The sequence below is a fragment of the Coraliomargarita parva genome, assembly GCF_027257905.1.
In the GTDB taxonomy this organism is placed as follows: domain Bacteria; phylum Verrucomicrobiota; class Verrucomicrobiia; order Opitutales; family Coraliomargaritaceae; genus Coraliomargarita_A; species Coraliomargarita_A parva.
In genome coordinates, this window is the sequence record NZ_JAPZEI010000001.1 from 143331 (window position 1) to 168032 (window position 24702).

20 protein-coding genes are annotated in these 24702 nt (G+C 56.1%); 15 read left to right on the forward strand and 5 right to left on the reverse strand.

All coding sequences use genetic code 11. The features are described from left to right. Positions 1-334 precede the first annotated feature (334 nt). The 6 genes from O2597_RS00545 to O2597_RS00570 all read left to right on the forward strand — a co-directional run bounded on the left by O2597_RS00545 (position 335) and on the right by O2597_RS00570 (position 9878). Entirely contained in the window at positions 335-2020 is a 1686-nt protein-coding gene (locus tag O2597_RS00545) for an alpha-galactosidase (RefSeq protein WP_269522201.1), read from the forward strand. Between the two features lie 199 nt (positions 2021-2219). Then, entirely contained in the window at positions 2220-3956 is a 1737-nt protein-coding gene (locus O2597_RS00550) for a sodium:solute symporter family transporter (protein ID WP_269522203.1), read from the forward strand. Between the two features lie 316 nt (positions 3957-4272). Next, on the forward strand, positions 4273-5076 hold the full coding sequence (locus tag O2597_RS00555; protein WP_269522204.1) for a PEP-CTERM sorting domain-containing protein: 804 nt from the start codon (positions 4273-4275) through the stop codon (positions 5074-5076). A 403-nt stretch (positions 5077-5479) separates the two neighbouring features. After that, positions 5480-6202 carry a PEP-CTERM sorting domain-containing protein gene (locus O2597_RS00560; RefSeq protein WP_269522206.1) on the forward strand — a complete coding sequence of 241 codons (723 nt, stop codon included), beginning with the start codon at positions 5480-5482 and terminating at the stop codon, positions 6200-6202. Positions 6203-6491: 289 nt separating this feature from the next. Continuing rightward, entirely contained in the window at positions 6492-8426 is a 1935-nt protein-coding gene (locus O2597_RS00565; RefSeq protein ID WP_269522208.1) for a DUF4886 domain-containing protein, read from the forward strand. 402 nt (positions 8427-8828) lie between these two features. Continuing rightward, on the forward strand, positions 8829-9878 hold the full coding sequence (locus O2597_RS00570) for a LacI family DNA-binding transcriptional regulator (RefSeq protein ID WP_269522209.1): 1050 nt from the start codon (positions 8829-8831) through the stop codon (positions 9876-9878). A gap of 107 nt (positions 9879-9985) precedes the next feature. On the opposite strand, the gene O2597_RS00575 is transcribed toward O2597_RS00570, so the two are convergent. Beyond that, positions 9986-11728: a hypothetical protein gene (locus tag O2597_RS00575; protein ID WP_269522211.1), complete on the reverse strand. Its 1743-nt coding sequence runs from the start codon at positions 11726-11728 to the stop codon at positions 9986-9988. Between the two features lie 389 nt (positions 11729-12117). Further along, positions 12118-13557: an MFS transporter gene (locus O2597_RS00580; RefSeq protein WP_269522213.1), complete on the reverse strand. Its 1440-nt coding sequence runs from the start codon at positions 13555-13557 to the stop codon at positions 12118-12120. Between the two features lie 155 nt (positions 13558-13712). Here O2597_RS00580 and O2597_RS00585 point away from each other — a divergent pair, with 155 nt between their 5' ends. After that, positions 13713-14783 carry a LacI family DNA-binding transcriptional regulator gene (locus O2597_RS00585; protein WP_269522214.1) on the forward strand — a complete coding sequence of 357 codons (1071 nt, stop codon included), beginning with the start codon at positions 13713-13715 and terminating at the stop codon, positions 14781-14783. 13 nt (positions 14784-14796) lie between these two features. Here O2597_RS00585 and O2597_RS00590 read toward each other — a convergent pair whose 3' ends face one another. Then, on the reverse strand, positions 14797-15354 hold the full coding sequence (locus tag O2597_RS00590) for an NUDIX hydrolase (RefSeq protein WP_269522216.1): 558 nt from the start codon (positions 15352-15354) through the stop codon (positions 14797-14799). 2 nt (positions 15355-15356) lie between these two features. Beyond that, entirely contained in the window at positions 15357-15965 is a 609-nt protein-coding gene (locus O2597_RS00595) for a LysM peptidoglycan-binding domain-containing protein (RefSeq protein WP_269522218.1), read from the reverse strand. Between the two features lie 79 nt (positions 15966-16044). Here O2597_RS00595 and O2597_RS00600 point away from each other — a divergent pair, with 79 nt between their 5' ends. The 7 genes from O2597_RS00600 to O2597_RS00630 all read left to right on the forward strand — a co-directional run bounded on the left by O2597_RS00600 (position 16045) and on the right by O2597_RS00630 (position 22361). Further along, entirely contained in the window at positions 16045-16722 is a 678-nt protein-coding gene (locus O2597_RS00600) for a TVP38/TMEM64 family protein (protein ID WP_269522220.1), read from the forward strand. Then, positions 16712-18082 (forward strand): exodeoxyribonuclease VII large subunit, encoded by a 1371-nt coding sequence (gene xseA, locus O2597_RS00605; protein ID WP_269522222.1) that lies wholly within the window; start codon positions 16712-16714, stop codon positions 18080-18082. Before O2597_RS00600 ends, xseA begins: the two co-directional genes overlap by 11 nt. Before the next feature lie 73 nt (positions 18083-18155). Further along, the gene (locus O2597_RS00610) at positions 18156-18470 is read left to right on the forward strand and encodes a hypothetical protein (protein ID WP_269522224.1); all 315 of its coding nucleotides are present in this window, start codon (positions 18156-18158) and stop codon (positions 18468-18470) included. 178 nt (positions 18471-18648) lie between these two features. Continuing rightward, a complete protein-coding gene (locus tag O2597_RS00615) occupies positions 18649-19566 on the forward strand; it encodes a hypothetical protein (RefSeq protein WP_269522226.1) in 918 nt (305 codons plus the stop codon). Between the two features lie 40 nt (positions 19567-19606). Beyond that, positions 19607-20002, forward strand: a complete 396-nt coding sequence (locus tag O2597_RS00620; protein ID WP_269522228.1) for a DUF3568 family protein — start codon at positions 19607-19609, stop codon at positions 20000-20002. Positions 20003-20095: 93 nt separating this feature from the next. Beyond that, positions 20096-21088 carry an adenosine kinase gene (locus tag O2597_RS00625; protein ID WP_269522230.1) on the forward strand — a complete coding sequence of 331 codons (993 nt, stop codon included), beginning with the start codon at positions 20096-20098 and terminating at the stop codon, positions 21086-21088. Between the two features lies 1 nt (position 21089). Next, on the forward strand, positions 21090-22361 hold the full coding sequence (locus O2597_RS00630; protein WP_269522232.1) for a glutamate-5-semialdehyde dehydrogenase: 1272 nt from the start codon (positions 21090-21092) through the stop codon (positions 22359-22361). Positions 22362-22393: 32 nt separating this feature from the next. Here O2597_RS00630 and rlmN read toward each other — a convergent pair whose 3' ends face one another. Next, positions 22394-23542, reverse strand: coding sequence for a dual-specificity RNA methyltransferase RlmN (rlmN, locus tag O2597_RS00635; protein WP_269522233.1), 1149 nt, complete (start codon positions 23540-23542; stop codon positions 22394-22396). 58 nt (positions 23543-23600) lie between these two features. Between rlmN and radC the strand changes: the two genes are divergently transcribed. After that, a complete protein-coding gene (gene radC / locus O2597_RS00640) occupies positions 23601-24347 on the forward strand; it encodes a RadC family protein (RefSeq protein ID WP_269522234.1) in 747 nt (248 codons plus the stop codon). Positions 24348-24702: the final 355 nt, after the last annotated feature.

The following is a 24702-nucleotide window of genomic DNA, read 5'->3' on the forward strand; positions in this document are numbered from 1 at the left end:
CAGAGCGTTGAACCGCTTATAATCTTATATTCGTCAGTGAAGGAGAAGCGAATTTTGGAAACCGTTAATGAACGTCAATTAACGTGAATCGAAAGGACCGCCCTTCGGCGGAGCTTCTTCATACGCTTTCCTTGTCAACATTTCTTTGCATCCCTCCGAACTGAAGGACAGTCCACGATAAAATTAACGTTCATTCACATCCATTCACGGTTCAACTCAACTTTCCAGAATAATCACGATCCCCGGCACAATCGCGCATGCGGCAAAGGCCGCCATTCCCTGATTCCCAGCAATGCCTTCCAAACTTACTTTTTTACAATTCAGCCACAGTCTCATGATTCTCACGATCGGTATATCCTCTCACGGCTTTGGGGGTCGGATCTTGTTGGCAGATGACCGAAGTCTACCCGGAATTGAGGGAGAGTCGGCCATCAACCATCCCGATCTTTCCGGCAAGTCCGAACAATCCGTAAAGAAGCTGGAACTCACGTCGCCACATCTAAAGCTGATACAAGTTGTCCTCAACGACGCGACCGACCACAATAACGAACTGGTGCAGGAAAATGAGTGGTTGCTCCACCCGAACGAAGGCAAAATCGCCCTGACCGGTAATCTGTTTCTGATCGAGGACTCCCTGAACCAGACCGGGCACATTTTCATCAAGCGTGCCCCGCTCCCTGGATCCAGAACAATCCCCTCGGGCTGCGACTTTAAAGTGACGCCACAACGCGGCGGCGAAACGACCGTATTGATGTATGAAAACGGATCCGAGGACACGTGGACTGTTTTAAAATACAAGGGCGGTGTTCTGGGCAGGGCCAAAGCACTGCAGGACTGGCAAGCGTCGCAGCGTCCGGCCACAGAAGGACATCGACTCCCCCGTTTCCTCAGTAACACATGGGGTGATCGTTCACGCGACGGTCGCATGCGCGAGGACTTCATCCTCGCCGAAATCGATGCCGCCGACCAGTTGGGCGTCGACGTGCTTCAACTGGATGACGGCTGGCAACAAGGCACCAGTGCCAACTCGAAGCTTGCACATCAGAATGGAGGCGTCTGGGAGGGCTTCTGGCATACGGATCCGGATTTCTGGGAGGTCAACCGCGAACGTTTCCCGAACGGACTGGAAAACGTTGTCGAACACGCCCGTGAAAAGGGCATCCAGCTGGGCCTCTGGTATGCCCCGGATTCATGGAACGATTTGGCCAACTGGCGCAAAGACGCCGATCAGATTCTGGAGCTCTACCGGACCTACGGAATCACACATTTCAAGGTAGACAGCATCAATGCGACGACGGATTTGGCGCGGCAGAACCTACATGCATTCTTTGACCGGGTACTCACAGAAAGCGGGGGCGAAGTCGTCTTCGATCTGGATATCACCGCAGGCAAGCGCCCGGGCTATTTCGGCGAAATGACCGTCGGGCCCCTGTTTGTCGAAAACCGCTACACGGACTGGGGCAGCTACTGGCCTCATCAAACGCTCCGAAACCTTTGGCAGCTTTCGCGGTGGGTCGACCCGACGCGTTTGCGCATGGAATTCCTGAATAACGAGCGTAACACCTGGAAATATAAAAAGGACCCACTGGCACCGGCACAGTACAAAGCGGATACTCTCTTCGCGACTGTCATGTTCGCCAACCCGCTGGGATGGTTTGAATGCTCGAACTTGTCAGACCAATATGTAGCGGAAGCGGCCCCTCTGATCCGGACATGGAAACGCCATCGTGAGGAACTATTCGATGGCACGATCCTACCGATCGGCAAGGAACCCGACGGCATCGCCTACACGGGATTCATGTCAATCGCCCCCGAAGGGAACCGGGGATACATCCTGGTCTTCCGCGAGCTGAACCCCGAAGACCAAGCAAGCATTGAGATTCCGGAAGGGCTGGACCTCGGCCAAGCGAACTGGGAGCTGCTGAGCTCCAATGGGGAGGTGAAATCAAACAATGACCGCCTCCGGGTTCAGATCCCGGAGCGTCTCGGCTACGTCTTCGCACGCTTTACCATCAATTAGCCTAAATGGATGAGTTGAACCGTGAATTTACGTCAATTTACATGAATTTTCATGCTGCATCTTTCAGATCATGAATGGCTTAACGGATCACAACCACTGACATAAGTCACATTCTCCCTATCGCCCAAAAGACGAACATCCAATTAACGTAAATAAACGTAAATTAACGGCTTAAGGATTCTCTAAAAAAAACCACCTCATGAACATACTGGAAGTTTCATTATTCGTCATCGCCGTCGTCGGTGTCATCACGCTTGGCATCTGGAAGAGCAGCGGGCACGAAAGCCACGAAAAGAAAGGCGCTTCGGACTACTTTCTCGCCGGCCGTGGACTGACATGGTGGCTGGTCGGGTTTTCCCTGATCGCGGCCAATATTTCCACGGAGCAATTTGTCGGGATGTCCGGTTCCGCTGCCAACTGGCTGGGCATGGCCATCGCCTCCTACGAATGGATCGCGGCAGTCACGTTGGTGGTGGTCGCCTTCTGGTTTCTACCGAAGTTCCTCAAAGCCGGTCTCTATACAATTCCCGAATTCCTCGAGTACCGCTTCGATGGGGTTGCCCGATTGGCGATGGCGATTCCCGCGATCGTCACCTTGGTCTTCGTGACGACTTCCTCGGTCATCTTCTCGGGCGGCAAGTTCGTCTCGGAGTATTACAACACGGTGCCTATCTTGAACAATCTGACAGCCGTTTGCTGGCTGATTGCACTCTTCGCCGCGCTGTATGTTTTTGTGGGGGGCTTGAAGGCCTGCGCATGGACCGACCTGATCTGGGGGGCCGCCTTGATTCTCGGCGGGCTCATCGTCATGGTCCTCGCATTCTCCGTCTTGGCCGACAAACCAGCCGAGGAACTTATCCAGACCAAAGTCGCCAATTCGACGGCTACGGTCGAAGACCTGGAGCAAGCGAACGCCTGGCAACGCTTCATGCTCTTGAACGATGGAGTCGAAGGCGAAGCCGTTGTCGTCAACGGCGTGAACGGCAGCGGGGGCAAAGTGCACATGGTCCGCCCCAAAACCGACTCGGACCTTCCGTGGACCGCGCTGCTGATCGGCCTCTGGATCCCGAACTTTTTCTACTGGGGATTGAATCAATACATCGTCCAACGAACCCTGGGATCGAAGTCATTGGCCGAGGGGCAAAAAGGCATCGTCCTTGCCGCCTTCCTCAAACTACTGGTGCCCTTCCTGGTCGTGATCCCCGGCATCCTGGCCTATAATTTATTCAGCGGCGACCTGCTCAATGCGACGACCGGCGAATACGACTACGACCGGGCCTTCCCGGTGCTGGTCCGGAATTTGATCAAACCCATGCCGCTGATTTCGTGGTTCGTGCTGGCCGCATTGACTGGGGCCGTCATCAGCTCGCTGGCATCCATGTTGAACTCGGCGTCCACCATCGCGACGATCGATTTGTATTCCAAGTTCAGCGGAGAGAAGGATCCGATCAAACTCGTGCGGGTCGGCCGTGGCTTTGTCCTGCTCTTCGTGCTGTTGGCCGCCCTGGTCGCCCCACAGCTGGATAAGTTTACCAGCATCTTTGCCTACATCCAGGAATTTCAGGGCTTCATCTCTCCAGGTATACTCGCCGTCTTTATCTTCGGTTTTTTCTCGCCGAAAACGCCCCGCTACTTCGGTGCCATCGGGATCGGCCTGAATGTATTCGCCTACGGTTTCTTCAAGTGGATCGGCGGCCCCTTCCTTATCTCACACGGCTGGTGGTATTCCGACCGGATGGCCTTCCTCGACCGCATGGCGCTCTGCTTTTTCATCGTCGTATTGGCGGGACTGATACTGACCAAATTGAAGCCCATGCCAGTGCCGGTCGTGCTCCCCGAGAATAAGGCAATCGAACTGAAGAGCTCCACTCCGGCAAAAATCTGCGGCTACGCCGTCGTCCTCGCCACCATCGCGCTCTACCTCAAGTTTTGGTAGTTTGTGCACTCGACACATTTCTCCGTAGCGGTGTGCTTCAGCCACCGTTCACGCCGTGCATGCACTCCGCACTTTACCAAACAAACATGGCGGCTGAAGCCGGCCACTACGACTAGACACGACAACCACCTGCATCGAGGACACCAGGCTCTTGAAAACCGAATAGCATGAGCGAAATCGACATAATTCAAGCAACTATCGCCATTGTTATAGGGAGGGCAAAATGATATCCTTTAGGCCACTCCATGGTCCTCGCACCCAGATTCAAAGATTGAATCACAAAGTGTAAGAACCTCTAAAACAACCCCAGATTAACATGAAGCAATCTCTAGAAAAGACTTCCGCTTGGCTGATACTTGGCTCACTCAGCCTCCTGCCCCTTAGCTCGAATGCATCCATCATCGCGACGGAATCCTTCGACTATGCCGACGGCAACAACAACCTCGCTTCAGTCGGCACCGGTGGGACCGGCTGGAGTGCCGGTTGGACGACGGACGGCACCAGCTTTGATGTCGTCGATGGTGCCGCGTTCACGGGAGAGTATGACACGTTTAGAAATTCCCGCACACTGACATCCGCTCAGTCCACCGGAACCCTCTATATTGCATGGACTGGAGTCAAGCAGCGAACAGTAGACGAAGTGGGGACACAAGTCCTTGCGCTTTCCGGGATGAGCGGCACGACCGAAGAATTCAGTCTCCAGTTTCGAACCGATTATGCGGATGTGGACAGTGAATACTTCTTACTCTATGGAGGCAGTGATAGAAGCGACTCCGCTTCCGCCACTGACGGTCCCTATACGGAAGGCACCGAGGTCACCTTCGTGCTCGAAATCGTCTTTGATGATAGCGGTAACGAAGCCATCAATGCCTGGGCTTTCTCCGGTGGCCTGCCGACGATACTTGGCTCTGCTTCGCTAACCCAAAGCGCTCCGATAACTTCGATAGATTCTATCCTAATCCAATCGAATGGCAAAAGTATGACGGGATACTTCGATAACATCGTCATCGCGACCGAATACAGTGATATACTCAGCGTCATCCCAGAGCCATCCACCTACGCTGTCCTATTCGGCATCGCAACTCTGACCTTGGCGTTCATTCGCCGTCGTCGTGCTTAGCACAGTGCCTATGCCTAGGGGCCCCTCCGGGTAGGCCACACACTCTCCTTCAAAGAGGGTCAAGAGACGAATCCCTGAAACAAATGACGGCTGAAGCCGGCCACTACGACTGGCAAACTAGCCATCATTCATCTCTGCAATACGTATCAAAATTGAACGACGACTGCCTCAAGAACACAAGGCGCTTGGGAAACCGAGCCGACTGAGCGCAATCAACATAATTCAAGTAAATATCACCATTGTTCTGGGACGGGCAAAATGATATTCTCCACCATATCCAAAGGTTATGGTGCATTCAATCTTAGATCCCCTCTCCCGTGTGACAGTAACATCACAATCTGTCTTAACTCACCACTTTCACAATACAAAATAGCCATTTCTTTAATTCACTAATCCAATCCGCATGATGAAAACAACCCACAAAATCCTGCTCTCGGCACTAGTCCTCGCACCCGCCCTTCTCGGCGCGGAAACAATCCTGATCGATTTCGGAGATAACTCCTACACAACCACCGGCAACTGGAACAACCTGGCCGTTACACCCACCACAGATGAGGCAGACCTCTCCGCTACCGGAGTGAGCCTAATCAATACCGCAGGCACGTCTTCCGGGATCACACTCGACATCACGAATGCCTTTGATGGAAGGAACATCAATGGCACCACCAGCACAACATTGTATGGTGACTCAAACCCCGGAAGAGATAGCTTCTACACGTCTGCGTCAACTGGTGACAACATGGCCGTCCTGACTTTCACAGGACTCGACCCAGACAAAACATACGACTTCACGATGTTCGCTTCACGCTGGTCAGCAAGTTACCGCGATACGGATTACATACTTGACGGTTTAAACAGTTCAACGGTTACCCTCGACGCATCCGATTGGGACGGCGTCACCACCGCTTACGACTCCACCAACGTGAGCAACACGGTCACGGCCAGTGCCATTAGCCCGACGGCTGGTGGAGTCATCACCCTCACAGTTACACCGGGAACACGTAACACAAGCGGTTATTCCTACCTCGGCGTAGTTGAAATCGCCGTGATTCCCGAACCGGGTTCCGTCGCGTTGTTGTTGGGTGCCATGGCCACCGGCTTTGTCATGCTGCGCCGCCGCCGTTAAAGCCCCACCGCAGAGCTGACCTTTTCCCATGGCGGGTCTAGCACTAGACCCGCCATTTTTGTTTACGGACAGGTCAAAGCCATTCACCGGCTTCCTGCGGTAACACTTACTTTGGATGTGCATCCCATAGTAGCGCAGGCGCGTCTCGAAGGGCACGCACTGACAGCCATTATTCGTAGTGGCGACTTCAGTCGCCATCCGCCCAGCTAGACCCGATATGGCAGCTGAAGCAGCCACTACGCCCCCCAATTCAATTCACCTCCTTCCGTTTCTCCCCCCTTTTTATCATATGACTGCATCCCATAAGTGCCTCATCGCAACGGTTCTGCTGATCGCCAGCCTGACGAATCTTGCCAGTGCCGAAAACAAAGTGTTGTTCCTGGGCAACAGCTTCACACTCGGCAGCGGAGGCGCACGCAGCGTCCCCGACATCTTCGACGCCCTCGCAAACGCGGCGGGCCAGGAAGATCCGACTACGGTGATGGCAGCCGTCGGCGGGAAGGATTATCAATATCACTACGAGAACCACCAGGCCGTTATCGCTTCACAGCAGTGGACTCACGTGGTGATGCAAAATTATTCAACGGAGCCCACCCACATCGGTAGCGTAACCGACCACATGACTTACGGCACGCTGCTCTATGGCTCGGTGATGGCCAACAACCCTGACACGAACGTCCACCTCTACCAGACATGGGCGCGCTCTGCGATCCATTCACTAATCACCGGAACATCCACCGCCACGACCTTCGAGTCCACCGATGAGATGCTCGGCGAACTGGTCACGAACTACCAGGCACTCGCGGACGCACTCAACACCGATCATCCGACGAGCCCACCGGTCAAGGTCGACCCGGTCGGCCAGGCGTGGGACAATGCGGGCGGCAATCTGCACCCGAGCGATCCGAACTACATCGACCTCTTTACGGACGATGAGTACCACGGTAACTCGCTGGGCTACTATCTTTCCGCCTGTGTGCACTACGCAGTGATTTATCAAGACAGTCCGATGGGACTCTACAATACCGCAGAGATCGCCGCGCTGAGCCTCAACCTCGATACCTCCGAAGCCGCATTTGTCGAAAACATCGCTTGGCAGACGGTTGTCACCGCAGGCTTGGCCGAGGACTTGCCGGATACCACGCCCCCCACATGGACCCGCTTGACCCAAGCGGATGCCAACACCTTGGTGCTCCAATTTGACGACCTGCTGGACGAAACTTCGGCCCTCGATCCGGCCAATTACACCATCATCAACCGCGGCCATCGTGTGACGATCGAAAGCGTGGTTTTTACAGGCCTGAGCAACAGTGTCACCCTCACAACCGCCACAGAAATCATCGGCAATGTTCTGGTCGAGGTTTCCACCGGGCTTCTGGATGACGCAGGCAATGCACTGGCCGACGCGACACGCATGAGCCTTCAAGTCGCCCAGTCGTCCAACCTCATCTACCTGGATTTCGGTGGAGCCAGCACGGTCTCCGGATCCACAGACACCTGGAACCAAGTGGTACTGGATACCACCATCCGTGACGCCGTCGGCAATGGAACGGGCACCCCCGCAGTGTTGCTCAGCGACCTGCTCGACGCGGGCGGCACTTCGACCGGCATCTCTCTGACGATGACGGACACCCTCAGCGGCACAAACCAGAGCGGCACCTCATCCGGCCCCTACCCCAGCGGTGCAACTTCGGACAGCCTCTATGGGCAAACCGGCACCTTCAGCAGCTTCACGGACAATGCTCAAGGCGTCTTCGTCTTTTCGAATCTGGATCCGGGAACTGCCTACGACTTCACCTTCTATGCCTCCCGAACCTCGGCTACGGACAACCGTGAAACGGAATATACGTTGACGGGTGCCAGCAGCAGCTCGGTGACCCTCGACGCAGCCAATAACGTATCCTCAACGGTGCAGATCACCAATCTGCAGCCGAACGCTTCCGGCAACATCACCCTGACCGTGAACAAAGGCGCCAATAACACGAACAGCGATGGGTTCTACTACATCGGTGTGGTCGTTATTGACAAGCAGGCGTCAAGCCCGCCCCTGCTTTACCCACCGGTCAGCCTAGGCAACGACTTCATCATCGACTGGACCGGTTCCGGGGAACTATGGATCAGCGACAACCTCAGCAGTTGGACAGCCGTAACACCACAACCGACGCCCCCTTATGAAGACCCGCTTTCAGCCGAAGGTCGCCGCTTCTACCGGATCGAATACTAAGCAAAATCGAACACGAATGGCGATGGCGGCTGAAGCCGCCACTACGGCTCACACAACTGTTTCTACGTAGCGGTGTGCTTCAGCCACCGTTCACGCCGTGCATGCACCCCGCAGCTTTACCCACGAAAATGGCGGCTGAAGCCGCCACTACGGCTCACACAACTGTTTCTACGTAGCGGGGGCTTCAGCCACCGTTCACGCCGTGCATGCACTCCGCAGCTTTACCCACGAAAATGGCGGCTGAAGTCGCCACTACGACTCGCACAACTGTTTCTACGTAGCGGGGGCTTCAGCCACCGAACCGCACGAAGGATCAGGCTGCGATCTTTTCCGGCAGGAATACAGTGCCTTTTCCGGAGAAAAGGAATTGCCCCCGCATGTTACAGTCACAGCATCGAAGGTATGCCCCGGATATCTTCAAAAACCAGCAATTCTTCCTCGAAGGTCATATCCTTACGACACGTCGCGGAATCCATCGGCGTCTCCCGTATGACTGTCTCACGCGCCTTCAAGAAAAACGCTAGGATCAGTCCGGAACTACGCAAAAAAATCCTCCAGGTGGCTCGTCAGATGGGCTATGAGCCCGACAAGATGGTCAGTGAGCTCATGACCCGCTTCGCCAGCCAACGCCCCATCAACTACAAGGAAACCTTTGCTGCGATTTGGTGGCCCGAACGCTGGGCGGAGGTCGCTTGGGAAAAAGGATATCATGCCGATATGCACCGTGGCTTGGTTGAAGGAGCCAAGCTACACGGCCGTACAATCGACCACATTGTGATGACGGAGGAGATGACACCTTGTGTGGTTAATCGCATACTGCATGCCCGAAATATTCAGGGTGTCATCCTCACTCCCCCGATTGTGGCCGATGATACGACACCGGAACTGGATTGGGACAACCTGAGTGCAGTGGTTATCGGCAGTTCGCTCCCCACGCCTAATTTCCATCGTGCTCAGCCGAGTCATTACAACGTGATGGTCAAGACGCTGGAAACTTTGCGCAGTCGCCAATACAAGCGTCCTTGCCTACTGATTCATAGCGACATCGACAGACGCACCGTCCGAGCCTACACGGCAGCTTTCCTGGCTTGGGGGCACCCCCAAAAGCATATCTGGCAGACGGACAGCCATCAGTCCGACGGACTGTCGGGGTGGTTGAAGAAAGTCAAACCCGACGTCATTATCGCCGACTGGGAACTCTGGTATGACGTGATCCCCGACAAAGACAAAGCCTGTGGCTTCGTTTCTCTCTCGGTTCGCTCGAAGAATAGCCCAATCACAGGAATTTACCAAAATATCGAAAGCATTGCCAAATGTTCGGTTGACCTCTTGGCGCGCTCACGCCTGCAGCATGAACTCGGGGAGCCGAGTGACCCGATGCTGATGCTCACGACGGGCACATGGGTCGAGGGCGCCACCTTAAGGGGTTCCCCGAAAGAGAAAACAGGTTAATCTCGGCAACCTCCACTTAGACTTCCTCGCAGGCACTCCGCAGCTTTACACACGGAAATGGCGGCTAAAGCCGGCCACTACGGCTGGCACAACTGTTTCCTGGCATCTTAACGGGCCACGAGTTGAATGGCGTCCAGTTCCAGACGTGATGTGTCGCCTGCAGACAAGCCGTTCACGCTCAGGCGCACGGTCCGTGTGCCGGATTCGTCAAAAATCAATTCGCCGCAATCAATCGACTTGAACCCGGCACCGGCAGAAGACAAGTCCATCCCCTCTTGAACCATGTGACCGTTGATACTGAGGTCGACCCGCATGCCGGCAGACGGGGCCCGTGCCAGGAAGGTCATGGAATAAGCCCCGGCGTCAGGAACCGTTATCTCATGCTCGATGTAGGCACCTGCTTCCCTCGCCTCAAAGACGCGGAGACGGCCAAGGCTTGCCGACGGCACATCCGCAATATACTGGACCCCGCCACCGACCCGAGAGTCACAGTCTTCGAATTCGATGAAACCGGGTGTCGGCGTGCGGTCTATGGGCTGAAAGGGTTCGTTGAAGTGCACATTCGTCACATACTGGTTTGTCTTCACGTCTTCGGGTGAATCGATCAGCCGCCCAGCCTTCGTGCAATTGTTGAACCATACGGAATGGATCCGGTGGGCGGCATCCGCACCTTTCAAATAAATACCGCCACCGTTCATCTTTACGTTCTCAAACAATAATCCATGCATGTGGCCACGCTCCTGCAGGTAACCGGTCGAGTTGCTGTAGCTTGTCTTTTCGATTTTGAAGTTAATCGGCACCGAGGGCTTTTCGATCGTCACATTCTCGAACTTCAAGTTATCTATCCACGCCCAGTCGGAATAGTCACTCATAATTCCCGACCGAGCATGCATCAGGATATCCACATTTCGAATGGTGATATTCCGCCATAACTGCGCCTCCATGGAAGCACCGATGCGGATACCATTACCCGCTTTCGTATTCCAAATAACCAAATTATCGGCCAGAGCGTTCTCAGTTATCATCTCACCATTCGCTGCCGCATCCACGGCATGCCATCCGAGGCCGTCGTCTTCGCAGCGGATAAAGCTGTCGCGCACGAGAAAATCCTTCACCGCATCGATATCGACGCCGTCCGTATTCACTCCGATACCAAACAAGTTCACCTGAGCGACTTCCGCATTGATCGTGTTGAGAAACAGCGTCTGCCACCAGGTATCGTAGCTGCGCACTCCGATGCCCTCGACTTTGACATTTTTGCAATGATCGAAAAGGATACCATGGAGCTTTTCATCCCGGATCGAATAGCCTTCCGTTTCCAAAAGGCCACGCCCAAGCACGGTTACATTGTCCACGCCCCGGGCTTCAATCCGCCCTTTCACCAGTGATCCCGGCGCCAAGTAAACCGTCTGCCCGTCTTTTGGCCGGATCACACCGGCATCGGTAACCCCAGGCTTGAAATAGATCACCGACGGATCGAGGGGATCGGGTACATCGGTTTCAAACGGCGTCGCAATCAGGGCCAAGGGGGGTTGACCTGGAATTTGCAGCACAAGCTTATGCGGCTCCGCCAGGGTAAAGCGTATTGTATTTTGGATACGCTCCACCTCGACCCCGTAGCGGTCCGGCTTCAGGCTGAACGTATCGAAGGCCTCCTCAACGGTGACATCAACCAGCACCGGAGCCTCTCCCATCGTGAACATGGCCACATCGAAGTCATAACGCTCGTGCTTTACCTCCACCGCATGGCCTCCGGCATTGACCGAATAAAGCGCACTCGGAGGAGCGAGCGGATGCCCCGGAACCGGAACCACATTCGCAACCGGCTCTTGAGCCCGTTTCGTTGACATGGCATGCAGCGAGACAGATCCACAAAGTGCCAGAAAAGCCAAGCGCAGACATTTACGTTTCAATAGAGGTATGTTCATTTCGATACAGAATTGCTTGTGTCGTCACAGATTAATAGTCCAGAGCAACATGCACTCAAGGAAGAGAAAACAGCACACAATTTGTTACTGTCACTAATACGACTCCGACTGTTCGCCCAAAGCGCGAACTTGAAGTGCATCAAGGTGTTGCCACGCAAACCCGAAAGAATCATGGAGATACCGCAGAATCGCTGAAATGGACTACCAATCAATCGCCCGATTGGGTGACCGGGATGCCATACCGGTCCGGCTTGAGGCTGTATCAACACATGACTGGCAGGTGCAGCACGGGAAAAACTCCTTTGGATCAATTAGCTCTTCTCCATTGCCGCAACATTAAGCTCCGTCGAAGCCACAGCGGCTTCCTCCTCCGGCATCTCGGCGTACATTTTGTGATAGGTCTCGCGATTGATCGGATACCAAGCGTAGGCAATAATCGAACAGATGTGCCCAAGAACCGGCACACCGATCATCACGAAAAGGAAGGCCCAGTACGCTTGGGGAGTCCATTCCATACCACTTTCATAGCCGATAAAAGCCAGAGTTCCACCGATCAGCAGGCCGGATGCCGAGGAAATCAACTTATCGACCAGACTGAAGGTGGTGCCCACCACACCGGGTGCGAATCGCCCATTTTTCCAACGTTCGTAGTCGGCCACATCTCCAATCATCGGGATGACATTCATCTGCGCCAGAGCGGTGGCCGCGTTGATCATCAACATCAAGCCCAGAAAGAGTAGCGTCTGCCCGGGGGCGAAGGGACGAATCACCATGATGACAACCCCGAAAATCATAGCCATCCATGTTCCCGCGAGAAAGGAGATCTTACGATCAAATCGACGCGCAATGAAGACCGCGAGGAAATTCCCGATGAACATACCGGGCAAGCCCAGCCAAGCGATTTTGGCCTGAATCTCCAGGTTCTGCACCGTGTAAATATAGAAATAAACAGCCGCCGCACCTTGAAGCACACTCGCCAATTTATTCGTCGCCGCCGCCGCAATCAAGGTCTGCATCGCTCGATTCCGGCGAATAATATTGATGACCGCCGAAATTTTCACCTTCTCCGACTTTTCAAACTTCGCATAGCGCTCGGGACGGTCGTGCTCACCGAGGGCCAAAATAGCAAAGAAGGTGAACACGACATTTACGCCGACAGTGATCAAGGCGACGTGAAAATAACCGGTTGGATTGGAGAAGCCACCCTCAAAGCCTTTAACGTAGTTCAACGAAAAACCAAGAAACGCCGCCCAGAAAAGGGACGAAATCACCGAGGTAAAAAAGCCCATGGTTGATCGTTGATCGGGATCGTTCGTCAATTGCACTTGTGCCGACTTCGTACAAGCCGTCTGGGCCGTATACCCGACTATGTACAAGAGGTAGCAAGCGATCAGCCAGGCATACTGCAAGACATCGTTCTCGAAATGAACGAGACCGCCAAAGATAAGCAACATCCCCAGATTGATAATGATCGCCCCTACGAAGATGAAAGGACGGAACTTTCCCCAACGCGTGACCGTATTGTCGATCCAGGTCCCAATCAGTGGGTCGGTGACTCCATCAAAGAGACGGGCCAGCGTCAAAATCAAGCCTGCCACCAATCCGGACAAGGCCAGGTTGTCCGTCATCATGACGACAAAAAATGTACCCACCATCGCCAAGCTGGCATTGGTCGCTGTGTCATTCCCGGCAAACGCAACTATCTGCCAGAATTTAGCACGGTGATAATGTGCTTTGGGGAGTTCGCTCATCTGTTCAAATTCTAAATTACGGGGTGAATCTCCAGAAGGGCTAGAGACTCCGAGGTGGCCATTCATTGTGGTTCCACCCCGATCCTGGGAAATTAGACCGAATTTTAGGGGAAAAAGAAATTGCGGCCAAAGTGTTACTGTCACAGTTTAAAGCGATGCCCTCCTCCCCGTCAGGCTCTGATTCACCGAAACCCAAGTCAGTCTCCTTGCGCCATGTCGCCGAAACCGTCGGGGTGTCCCGGATGACCGTCTCCCGGGCGTTCAAGGAGGACGCATCGATCAAGCCGGAGCTCAGGGAAAAGATCCTGAAGACGGCCCGGGAACTCGGCTATTCGCCGGACACGATGGTCAGTGAATTGATGACCAGCTTCGCCAGTCGCCGGCCGGTCAACTACCAGGAAACCTTCGCGGCGATCTGGTGGCCGGAACGCTGGAAGAACGTCAATGCCGGTCACGGGTTTGATTCGGACATTTACCGGGGCCTCAACGAGGGAGCGAACTTGCATGGCCGGGGCATGGACCACTTCGTCCTATCAAAGGACATGCCACCGAGGGTCATTATGCGGATGTTGAAAGCCCGTAATATCCAAGGCGTCATTCTAACACCACCCGCCTCTGCATCCATCGGAGCGCCGGACTTGGAATGGGATTCGCTGAGCACGGTAATCATTGGTAGTTCACTCAGGGAGCCCAAATTCCACCGCGCACAGGCCAGCCACTACACCGCCATGGTGCAGGCACTCGGGATCATTGGAAAGCGGGGCTACAAGCGGCCCTGCCTTCTGGTTCGTAGCGATGTCGAAACCCGGATGCTTCGTGCCTATACGGCGGCCTTCCTTGCCTGGGGCCATCCCAAGAAACACATCTGGCATGCGTCAACCCCCGAGACAAAAGAACTGCCGGCATGGCTCAAACGTATGAATCCGGATGTGATCATCGCGGACTGGGATCCATGGATCTACTACTTACCCGAAGATCTGGGCTGCGGTTACGTATCGCTTGCCGTGCGCGACCGAGATGGGCCGATCTGCGGTGTCCACCAGAACACGGCAAGCATGGCGAAATGCGCGGTCGACCTGCTCGTACGTTCGCGCCTGAATCATGAGGTCGGCGAACCCGCCGAGCCCATCTTCATGCTGACAACCGGCACGTGGATTGAAGGCCAAAGCCTGGATCCGGCGATTTGCCGGCAACTCTCCCAAGAGGCGCCCAGCCCCGTGGAATAGCTGGAAGGGCCGGCTACTTGTTCAACTGGTAGTAGAGCAGCCCCATCATGGCCAGGGCATGTCCGATCCGGTTGTTTCGGGCCCAGTCCATCACCTCCGCCTCGGGAATGATACGGACTTCGATTTCCTCATGCTCGTCCCAATCGGTTCCCGTTTCTCCCAGTTCCACCTGGTCCGCAAAAATGACATGGCACTTGTTGTTCAGGATGGCCGGATTCGGGGAACAACTGCCGATCAACCGTCCACTTTGAGCGACATAGCCGGTTTCCTCCTGCAGCTCCCGCAAGCCAGCCACAACGGGATCTTCCCCCTCGTCAATCACGCCCCCCGGAAACTCCCAGGTAAAATCATCCACTCCCCAGCGAAACTGGCGAATCATCACCAGCTCCCCTGCTTTGGTCCGTGCCACCACAATCGCCCAGTCGCTTGAATTGAGATAATAGAAATCCCCTTCCTGCCCGGTCAGGGGCTGGCGGTAACGGCGGGTGCGCAGGTCCCAGACTCGGGCCTGAAAGCTGAGTTCGTCGCTGAGCAACTCCCAGCGTGGCAATTCATCCTCGGGACCGGACATGCCTAGTTCGATGGAATCTGGATTTCCTGGCCGATGCGAAGGCGACGGGGATCCGCATCCGGGTTGGCATCCAACAGGGCCTGAAGACTGACACCTTGCTGGGATGCGATCTTGGCAAAGGTATCCCCGGATTGAATACGATAGGTCGAAGCCGAACCGGAAGCGGCGACAGGCGCGGCTTCCACCGTGCTTGTCGAACTACCGGTCGCAACCGGAGCCGGACCGGAAGCCACACGAATCCCCTTCTGGGCCAATTCTTCGAGCTTGCCGGCCAGGTCATTCACCTGCTGGCGATTCGCCGCCACTTCACTGCCCAGTTTCTTGACTGCCGCCTCACTTTGTGTGGAATAAATTTTTTGTCTCCGGAACGAACCGTCCAGACCATCCAGCTTGGCCGCGGTTTCCACAATCTGGGTGCTCAGGGCGCTTATATCCTTCTCCAGTTGAGCCGCCGTGCTACTCCCGGCGGTGACCGACTCGGAAATCGGCGCAATACGCTGGTTGGCCGTCATACCAAAATAGAGACCGGCACCACCCAGTACGATTCCGAGCACTGCCAGCGCGATGGCCAGCATGCCCCCTCCCGAGGATTGATTGACTTCATCTTCCATGGGGTGTGCAGCCTAAGTGGTTTATCTTCAGGTGCAAGCTATTGCATCCGCCAAGATTTGTCCCCACATTCCGAAAAAAATGAACCCACCCTCGAACACATCCTCCCGAAGAAAGCTCCTGCTCCTGCTGTTGCCGGGAATGCTGGCCGCCGGACTGGTACTCTGGTTCTGGCTGCAGCACCCGGATCCGGCGTACTGGAAAGACTCTCTCTTACAGCTGCGTGACTGGCTCGAGGAAAACCCCTGGGCACTGGTTCTGGCACTGGCCACCCTACCCGGCGTGGGTTTTCCGATTAGTATCCTCTTGGTCCTGTTCGGACTGGTCCTCGGTCCTCGCTACGGCCTCTTCGTCACCTGCATCATCGCGATCACCGCCCAAAGCCTCTGCTCCCTCTGGACCTATCTCCTGGCAGCAGGCCCCTTGCACAAGCTGCTGCGGCAATTTGTCATGCGCAACCGGGAACTGCCCGACTTCAAGGGCGCCAATGCGCTCCGGATTACCGCGATCCTGCGCATCACCCCCGGTATTCCCTATGCCCTGCAAAACATAGCGCTGGGCATCCTTCACATCCAATTGAAACCCTACCTCCTGGTTTCGATCCCGATTCAAAGCCTCTACACCGTCGGCTTTGTGGTCACGGGAGGCGCACTTTTCACAGGACAGACCGGCCTGGCGATCACCGCATTTCTCTGCATCGTCATGGTTGTGCTTGCCACCCGCATGATACGCTCCCGGAATTCGAAACATGCTGCATGACTTATTCCAGCCGGAACCGGACGATGTCCGGAGCGTAACCCAATTGACCCGGGCAATCAAGGGGCAGTTGGAGTCCGGATTCTCCCGGATCTGGGTCCAGGGGGAAGTGTCGAACCTCAGGCGCCAAAGCTCCGGGCACGTCTATTTCTCGCTCAAGGACAAAGGCAGCCAGTTACCCGCAGTGCTGTTTGCACGCGATGCAGCCGCCCAGGGCTTCGTGCTCGAAGACGGGATGGAAGTGGTCCTGTTCGGCAGTATCTCGGTCTATGAACCCCACGGGCGCTACCAGTTGATTGCCAAGATGGCAATCCGCAGTGGGCACGGCCGTCTCCATTTGGAGTATGAACGCTTAAAGAAACAACTGGCCGGCGAGGGACTATTTGATCCTGAACTCAAAAAGGAACTGCCCGCCCTGCCGCTTCGGATTGCAGTCGTCAGTTCCCCCACCGGAGCCGCCATCCGTGATTTCCTGCGCATCCTCCGCCGCCGCAGCTATGGCGGCTCCGTGACTTTGCTCCCAGCGCGCGTACAGGGCAAGGAAGCCGCCGGTGAAATCGCACGCATGCTGGAGCTCGCGGCGAACAGCCGGCCGGCCTTCGACCTCGTCGTCATCACACGGGGAGGCGGCAGCATCGAAGACTTATGGGCCTTCAACGAGGAGGCCCTGGTACGGGCGGTCGTGAATTGCCCCCTGCCCCTGGTTTCCGCAGTCGGCCATGAAATCGACACCGTACTGACCGATTATGCCGCCGATGTCCGTGCGGAAACCCCTTCGGGAGCCGCCGAGCTGATCTCGTCCCTCTATCTGGACGCCTGCCAACGTCTCGACAGCCTCAGGGAAACGCTAGCCTACCAAATGGAGACCTACACCGGGAACCTAAGGCAGCAGGCCCGGGACCTGCAGACACGGCTCCGCTTGCTCGCACCGGAACGCCGCTTGGAACAATTACAAATGCGACTGGATGATTACGAGAACCGGCTCAGCCTTGGATTGGGCAACCGGCTTCGCTCCGGGGAAAAGCAAATCGCCCAGCTGGGGAACCGGCTGAGCCGACAACACCCCGGGAGCACTCTGAAACTGGCGATGTCGCGGCTTCAATCGCGGCAGCGGCAGCTTGCGCAAGCCACCAAGGTGAGAAGCCAGCAAATCAAAAGACAAGTGGACTACCTCGGGAACCGCTTGGGAAACAGTAGCTTACAGGCCAGCCTGAAGCGCGGCTTTGCACTCCTTCAAAGCGACGACGGCACGATTCTCGAAAGCGTGGCCGCAGCCGCTCGCCATGAGCGGATCACAGCAAAATTACGGGACGGCGAGCTACACCTGAAAAAGGCAAACGATGGCGCGGGGAACTGCGATTAGGTAAACATTATTGCGGATCTACGGGATTCACCCGATGGGTGCTAGACCCTATATATGGTAGTGTATATACCCAATGAATCCCACATCTAGACTGCCACGCCTTGAATTCGATACGCCGGAAGGACGCTTTGTCATCGACCCGATTCCGGCGCATTTTGATCTCTACGCGCTTTGTATTGAAAGCGAAAACGACCATCTCGAACTAGGCCGGTACTGCGGGATCAATGACGCAGTGATCGCGGTCTCCAGGCAGGAAACCGGTTATGATCGCTGGGACCGGATCCCCCCCCGGGAACTCCCTTTCCGAGTGCATGATATCGCATGCTGGAAATTAATCGAAAATATTGGAACAAACCACATACCCAATGAGTCTTTAGCTACTGGATAAGTTAATTATTCAGTGAGTTAGTTAGGGTTAAGTAGATTAGAGGAAAGCCTGTCTCGTTAGAGGCAGGCTTTTTTATCTCCGGCACCAATCCCCAATGTGAAAGGTTTACAATAAGTTAGCAGCGTACCAGGGGCTATTAGAGTTGCCAGTGCGCGGGTATCGACTAAGCAAGAGGCTTATGAGTGATGACACCGGCGAAAACAAGCCCCTGAAGCTAAAGCTTTCCCGCGACTTGGCGCTTCCCAAAGAAGAAAAAGAAGTCCCTTCTCCTGCCCCTGCAAAGCCAGCGGCACAAGCGGCGCCCAAGCTAAAAATCACCCCCTTGAAGTCAGCGCCGCAAGACGAGACCAATCCGGAAGTAAAAGCTCCGGTGGAAGATTTTCCTGCGGCAAAGAAAGCGGTCTCACCACCGCCCCCCGCTCCCAGTGCGCCGCCTCCACCGGCGGCAGCTGCGGTTCAGCCGACGCTGCCCCCAAAGCTGCCTCCCGTGCAGAACGATATGCCGCCTCCCTCGCCCGCTCCCCGCAAGGCTCCCGCTGCGTCCGGAACTTCCGGCGGTGAAAAAGGGTCCCAGTCCAGCCCGCTGGCCAGCCTGCTTCTGATCCTCGCGATACTGCTGGTTATTGGCGGCGCCTGTGGGGGCATCTGGTATGTCCTGATGGGGAGCCAGCCGGAAAGCGGAGACGCCACCACCACGAATACGCCACCGGTTGTAGCCAGCACGACCCCGTCCGGACCGATCGCCAAGGCAAAGGCTGTCGTCGAACAAGTCGCTCAAGCCGAAGCCGACGCAGGGGCCCTGCTCAATCCGGCCGAACCCGTAGCGGTGAAGCCGGTCCAAGCCGAAACGAGTGCTCCAAAGGCCGACTCAAAGGTCGACACGAATGAATACCGGGACCAGGTGTCCGCCTATTTGTCCGATGCACAGGTCGGGGCCGTACGTACTGGCAATCAGGCACGTGTCATGCTCGACGATATCAGTTATGTCATTGGAGATACTGTCGAACCGAGCACCGGCCTTGTTTTTGTCGGCACAAAGGACGGCCGGCTGGTCTTTAAGGATCGTAACGGTGTGTATTACTTGAAAAGCTTCTGATTGCACTCTCGGAAAAATTACTTTTTGTTAACAATCCAATATGAAATCGAACGCCGCACTGACACTCTCCCTCGCCGTTCTGGCAGCGCTTTTTGCATCTGCCTGCACCACACCCGTAGCCATTGACCCGAAAACAGGCCAGGAGCAAACGGCCCGCTTCACGGCAGGTTATTTCTACGGCCCGATCGACGCGGAAGCCGGAACCATCTTCCGCACCGCCATCCGCCAGCTCGACAACATGGGCTACTTCCGTACCGGAGAACTCCACAAGGACGCATCCATTACGATTTATGCCCGCAAGGTCGGTGACGAGAAAGTCACGGTCCGTATCGCTCAACTGGCTCCCGGTCAGTGCGAGATGCGTATCCGCGTGGGTAGCCTCGGCAACCTGCCGGAATCGCAAAAGATCTACGCAACGATCCGCGACGCGCTATAAAGCCTTCAACTTTCCTAGCCGCCGGTATCGTCCGCATACCGGCGGCTTTTTTGTGCTTTTGTCCCAACAGCAAATCTATAGCAATCCCCCCACATGAGTCAGGTTTACAAGATCATCGGTGTCGGCAGCCCGATCGTGGATGCCATTGCGATCGTCCCGGATGAATTCCTAGGCCGTATCGAAGGCGGCAAGGGAGGCATGGTCTATGTCTCCCCCGAAACGATGGACAGCATCATCGAGGAACTGCCCCAGCCGCCGGTCCGGACCCCCGGCGGCTCTTCCGGCAATACTCTCTTCACACTCGCTCGACTGGGAGCGGCGGCCGGATTTATCGGCAAGACAGGCAATTGCGGCTACGGCAGCTTTTACCGCGACAGCTTCGTGCAGCTCGGCGGCGACCACAGCGGCTTCAAGATCGGCGATGTCCCGAACGGACGCTGCCTTTCGCTGGTCACTCCGGACGGGGAACGCACCATGCGCACCGACCTCGGTGCGGCCATGACCCTGAATCCCGAAGAGGTCACTCCCGAAGATTTTGCCGGTTACACCCATGCCCATATCGAAGGCTACCTGCTCTTCAACGAAGCCCTGATGCGCCGCGTACTGGAATGCGCGAAAACTGCCGGATGCACCATCAGCCTGGACTTGGCGTCCTATGAAGTCGTGGGTGCCGCCGGTGAGGTCTTGTCAGAGATTCTGGAAAGCCATGTGGATCTGGTCTTTGCCAATGAGGAAGAGGCGGAGGCCTTTACCGGGATCAAGGGCGACTATGCCGCCATGGCCACCAGCCTGGCCAAGCTTTGCCGGATTGCCGCAGTCAAGGTCGGCCCCGAGGGCTCTTACGTCGCCGAAGGCGACCGTATCGTGAAAATCGCCCCCGTGCCGGCCAAGCAAGTGATCGACACGACCGCCGCCGGTGACCTTTGGGCTGCAGGCTTCCTTTATGGCTGGTCTCGCGGACTCGACCTGCTCGAATGCGGCGCCCTCGCCTCACTCCTGGGCTCGGCGGCGGTCGAGGTTCACGGCAGCGTACTCGCCGACAGCATCTACTCCGAAATTCTTCAAGCAAACAGCGTATCGCCTTAGCATGGACACAGATCAAATTACCTCGCTCGTGGAGCAAATGGCCCGTCAGGCCCGGACGGCTTCCCTGGAGCTGGCCACCCTGTCGACCCAGACAAAGAACAAGTTTCTCGAAACCCTGGCGACGCGTCTGGTCGAGCAAACCGATTCCATTCTCGAAGCCAATGCCCTCGATCTAGAGGCAGCCAAGGCACTTGACCTCTCGGGCCCGATGGTCGAGCGCCTGACTTTCACTCCCGAACGCATCGCATCCATGGCAGACGGGGTCCGTCAGGTCGCCGCCCTGCCCGATCCGGTCGGTGAAGAAATCGAGCGTCTCAGCCCGCCCCGCGGCTTTGACCTGCGCAAGATCCGTGTCCCCATGGGCGTGATAGGCATCATCTATGAGTCCCGGCCCAATGTGACTGTAGACTGCGCCATCCTCTGCCTGAAATCCGGCAATGCCTCCATCCTGCGCGGCGGCAAGGAGGCCTTCCATAGCAACGGCAAGTTAATCGAGATCATTCGCGATTGCCTGGTCGAATGCGGCATCCATGAGCATGCGGTCCAGTTGATCCCGACAACCGACCGCTGGGCGCTCAATGTCCTCCTGAAGCAGGACGACACCATCCACTGCATCATTCCCCGCGGCGGAGAGAGCCTGATCCGGTTTACCGTCGAGAATAGCCGGATCCCGGTCATCAAGCATTACACGGGTGTCTGCTCGGTCTATATCGATGCCAGTGCCCAGCCGGAGATGGCTGAAGCCATCACCATCAATTCGAAATGCCAGCGTCCCAGCGTTTGCAATGCTGCGGAAAACCTCATCGTGCACCAGGATGCGGCCGCCCAACTTCCGCGCATCGCCAAAGCCCTGCATGACCACGGCGTCGAACTGCGCGTCGATGCGAAGGCCAAGGCCCTGCTGACGGCCAGCGGCCTGCCCCTCGTCGATGCAACTGCTGAAGATTTTGCCACGGAGTATAATGACCTGATCATCTCCATCACGATCGTCCCTGACACCAAAGCCGCCATCGACCTGATCAATGCAAATAGTTCCGGTCATACGGACGCGATTGTCACCGAAGATGATGCGAGTGCACGGCAATTCCTCGCCGGCGTAGATTCTTCCACAGTCATGCACAACGCCACCACCCGGTTCACCGACGGTTTCGAATTCGGCTTGGGCGCAGAAATCGGCATTTCAACCGACCGCCTGCACGCCCGCGGGCCAATGGGCTTGAACGAACTCTGCACCTATAAATACGTGGTGCACGGCAAGGGCGAAATCAAGTAGTCCGCAACTGCGGCACAGTTCCACGCCTACACTTATGATTCGGACTTAAGAAAGGGGTTTCCCGGCCGGGACTCGGCCTCCGCCATGGCTTTCTCGGTCTTCAGGCGCAGTTGACCGCAAGCCGCATTGATGTCGTGTCCCTTTTCCCGACGGATGGTGACCGAGATACCGGCCTTCTTCAGTACATCGACAAATGCATCCTGGCGTCGCAGGCTGGGCCGTTTCCAAGGCAAGCCCTCGACCTTGTTGTACGGAATACAGTTCACGTGCGCATGCAGCTCTTTGGCGATCTTAACCAGTTCCCGGGCCTGCTCCAAACTGTCGTTCACCTCTTCGATCAAAATGAATTCAAGCGTCAACATACGCCCGTGCTTCTGCTGGAAGGCCTTCGCCGCAGGCAGCAGTTGCTCCAAGGGGTAGCGCTTATTCACCGGCATGATCTGGTCACGCACCTCGTTGGTCGCCCCGTGCAAGGAAATAGCCAGCCGCACGGCCACACCCTCTTCCGCCAACTTTTCAATCTGCGGCGCCAGTCCCGAGGTCGAAACCGTGATCCGGCGCGCCCCGAAGTTCAGCCCCCAGTCCGCATTTAGAATCTGGATCGTCCTCACCAGCGTGTCGTAGTTCGCAAGCGGTTCGCCCATGCCCATGAAGACAATGTTGTCGAAAGACGCGATCTCGTCCTTGGCCCGTTCCGTATGGGCGTCTTCCATACGGCAAATATGCATGAGCTGTGACACCACTTCAGCCGCCATCAAATTACGCCGGAATCCGGCCAATCCCGAAGCACAAAACTTGCAGCCATAGGCACAACCGACCTGGATCGACACACAGACCGTCTTGCGCGACTTTTCCTGCCCCACACCCGTCTGCGGCGCACGAATCAGCACTGTCTCAATCAGCGACTTGTCCTCCAGCTCCATGAGGAATTTCTGGGTCACATCATCCGAACGCTTATCAATCAACGGCCGGGTCGGGTAGAATATGTAATTCGCGTCCAGCCAGGCCCTGAAATCCTTGGGCAGGTTCGTCATGGCATCCCAGCGGTCCACCCGCTTCTTGTAGAGCCACTCCATCACCTGCTTCGAACGGAAGGCTTTGTAGCCGGCCGCCAAGGCAGCCTCGGTCAGGCTTTCCAGCGTTTCGCCATAGATACTGGGCTTGTTTGGAGAAAATTTCACGACGGTTAGTTATAGATTGAAACAAGGAACTCGTTGCTAGATCCTGAGTCTAGTCTCCGTGAAACATCTCCAACAATCAACCACCAAGCTGCCGCAACCGTATCTCACACGACGGATCCGGGATATGGCCGCCAGCGAACGTCCACAGGAACGTCTGGAGAAGCATGGCCCCGCCGCCCTCAGCGACAGGGAGCTGCTGGCCATGCTCCTGCGCAGCGGCCCGAAAGGCACCGATGTCCTGAGCATGTCCGGCGCATTGATCGATACCGCCGGGAGCCTGGGGCAGCTGCTGCGCTGGACAGCCAGCGACTTTGAGACCGTTCACGGCATCGGAAAGGTCAAGGCCCTGCAACTCGTGGCCGTGATGGAATTCGCCCGCCGCATCCTCCGGGAGGACGAGTCCGTACCGATGGTCTTTGATGCGCCGGAAGTCGTGCAACGCCACTTCCAAACCGAAATCGCCAGCTTGGAGGTTGAGAAATTCTGGGTTCTCTGCCTCGACCGTAAAAACCGCCTGATTCACCGGGTCGAAGCCACCACCGGCACAGCCACCAGCGCACTCGCACATCCGCGGGAAGTCTTTCGTGAAGCCATCAAACGCAACGCCACCGCGGTGATCGCGGTCCACAACCATCCCAGCGGCGACCCCGCGCCCAGCCGTGCCGACATCCAGATCACCCGCCAGTTGAGGGATGCCGCCGGCATTATCGGAATCGACTTCCTTGATCACATCATCCTCGGCCAGCGCAATAAGGACCCGCAAGGCCTCGGCTATTATAGCTTCAACGATGCGGGCCTGGTCTAGCTAAGAGAGCGAACCCCTCCACCGCTTCGCGGTCCCCCTCCCCTTGAAAAGAGGAGGAGCTATTGGGGAGGGCAGGAGGCGTGATTGGATACAGCCTCGGGTCGAAGCAACTGTCTTCGCTTCGCTACAGAGATTACTCAAATGAATGCGGGGTTGTCAGAATCATTTTGCCTTTCCTCCATTTCAGCACGGCCGGCGGTTCAATCAGCCCCGACGGACGGATAAGGATATCCGTCCCTACCACTGAAAATAGAATGCGGAGCTGTCAGCATTCGTGCACATCCGTGTGCATTCGTGGTTTCAAAACACAGCGCTGCTCGAATCATTCTGTTTCCCCTGCCAACACGACGGGAGA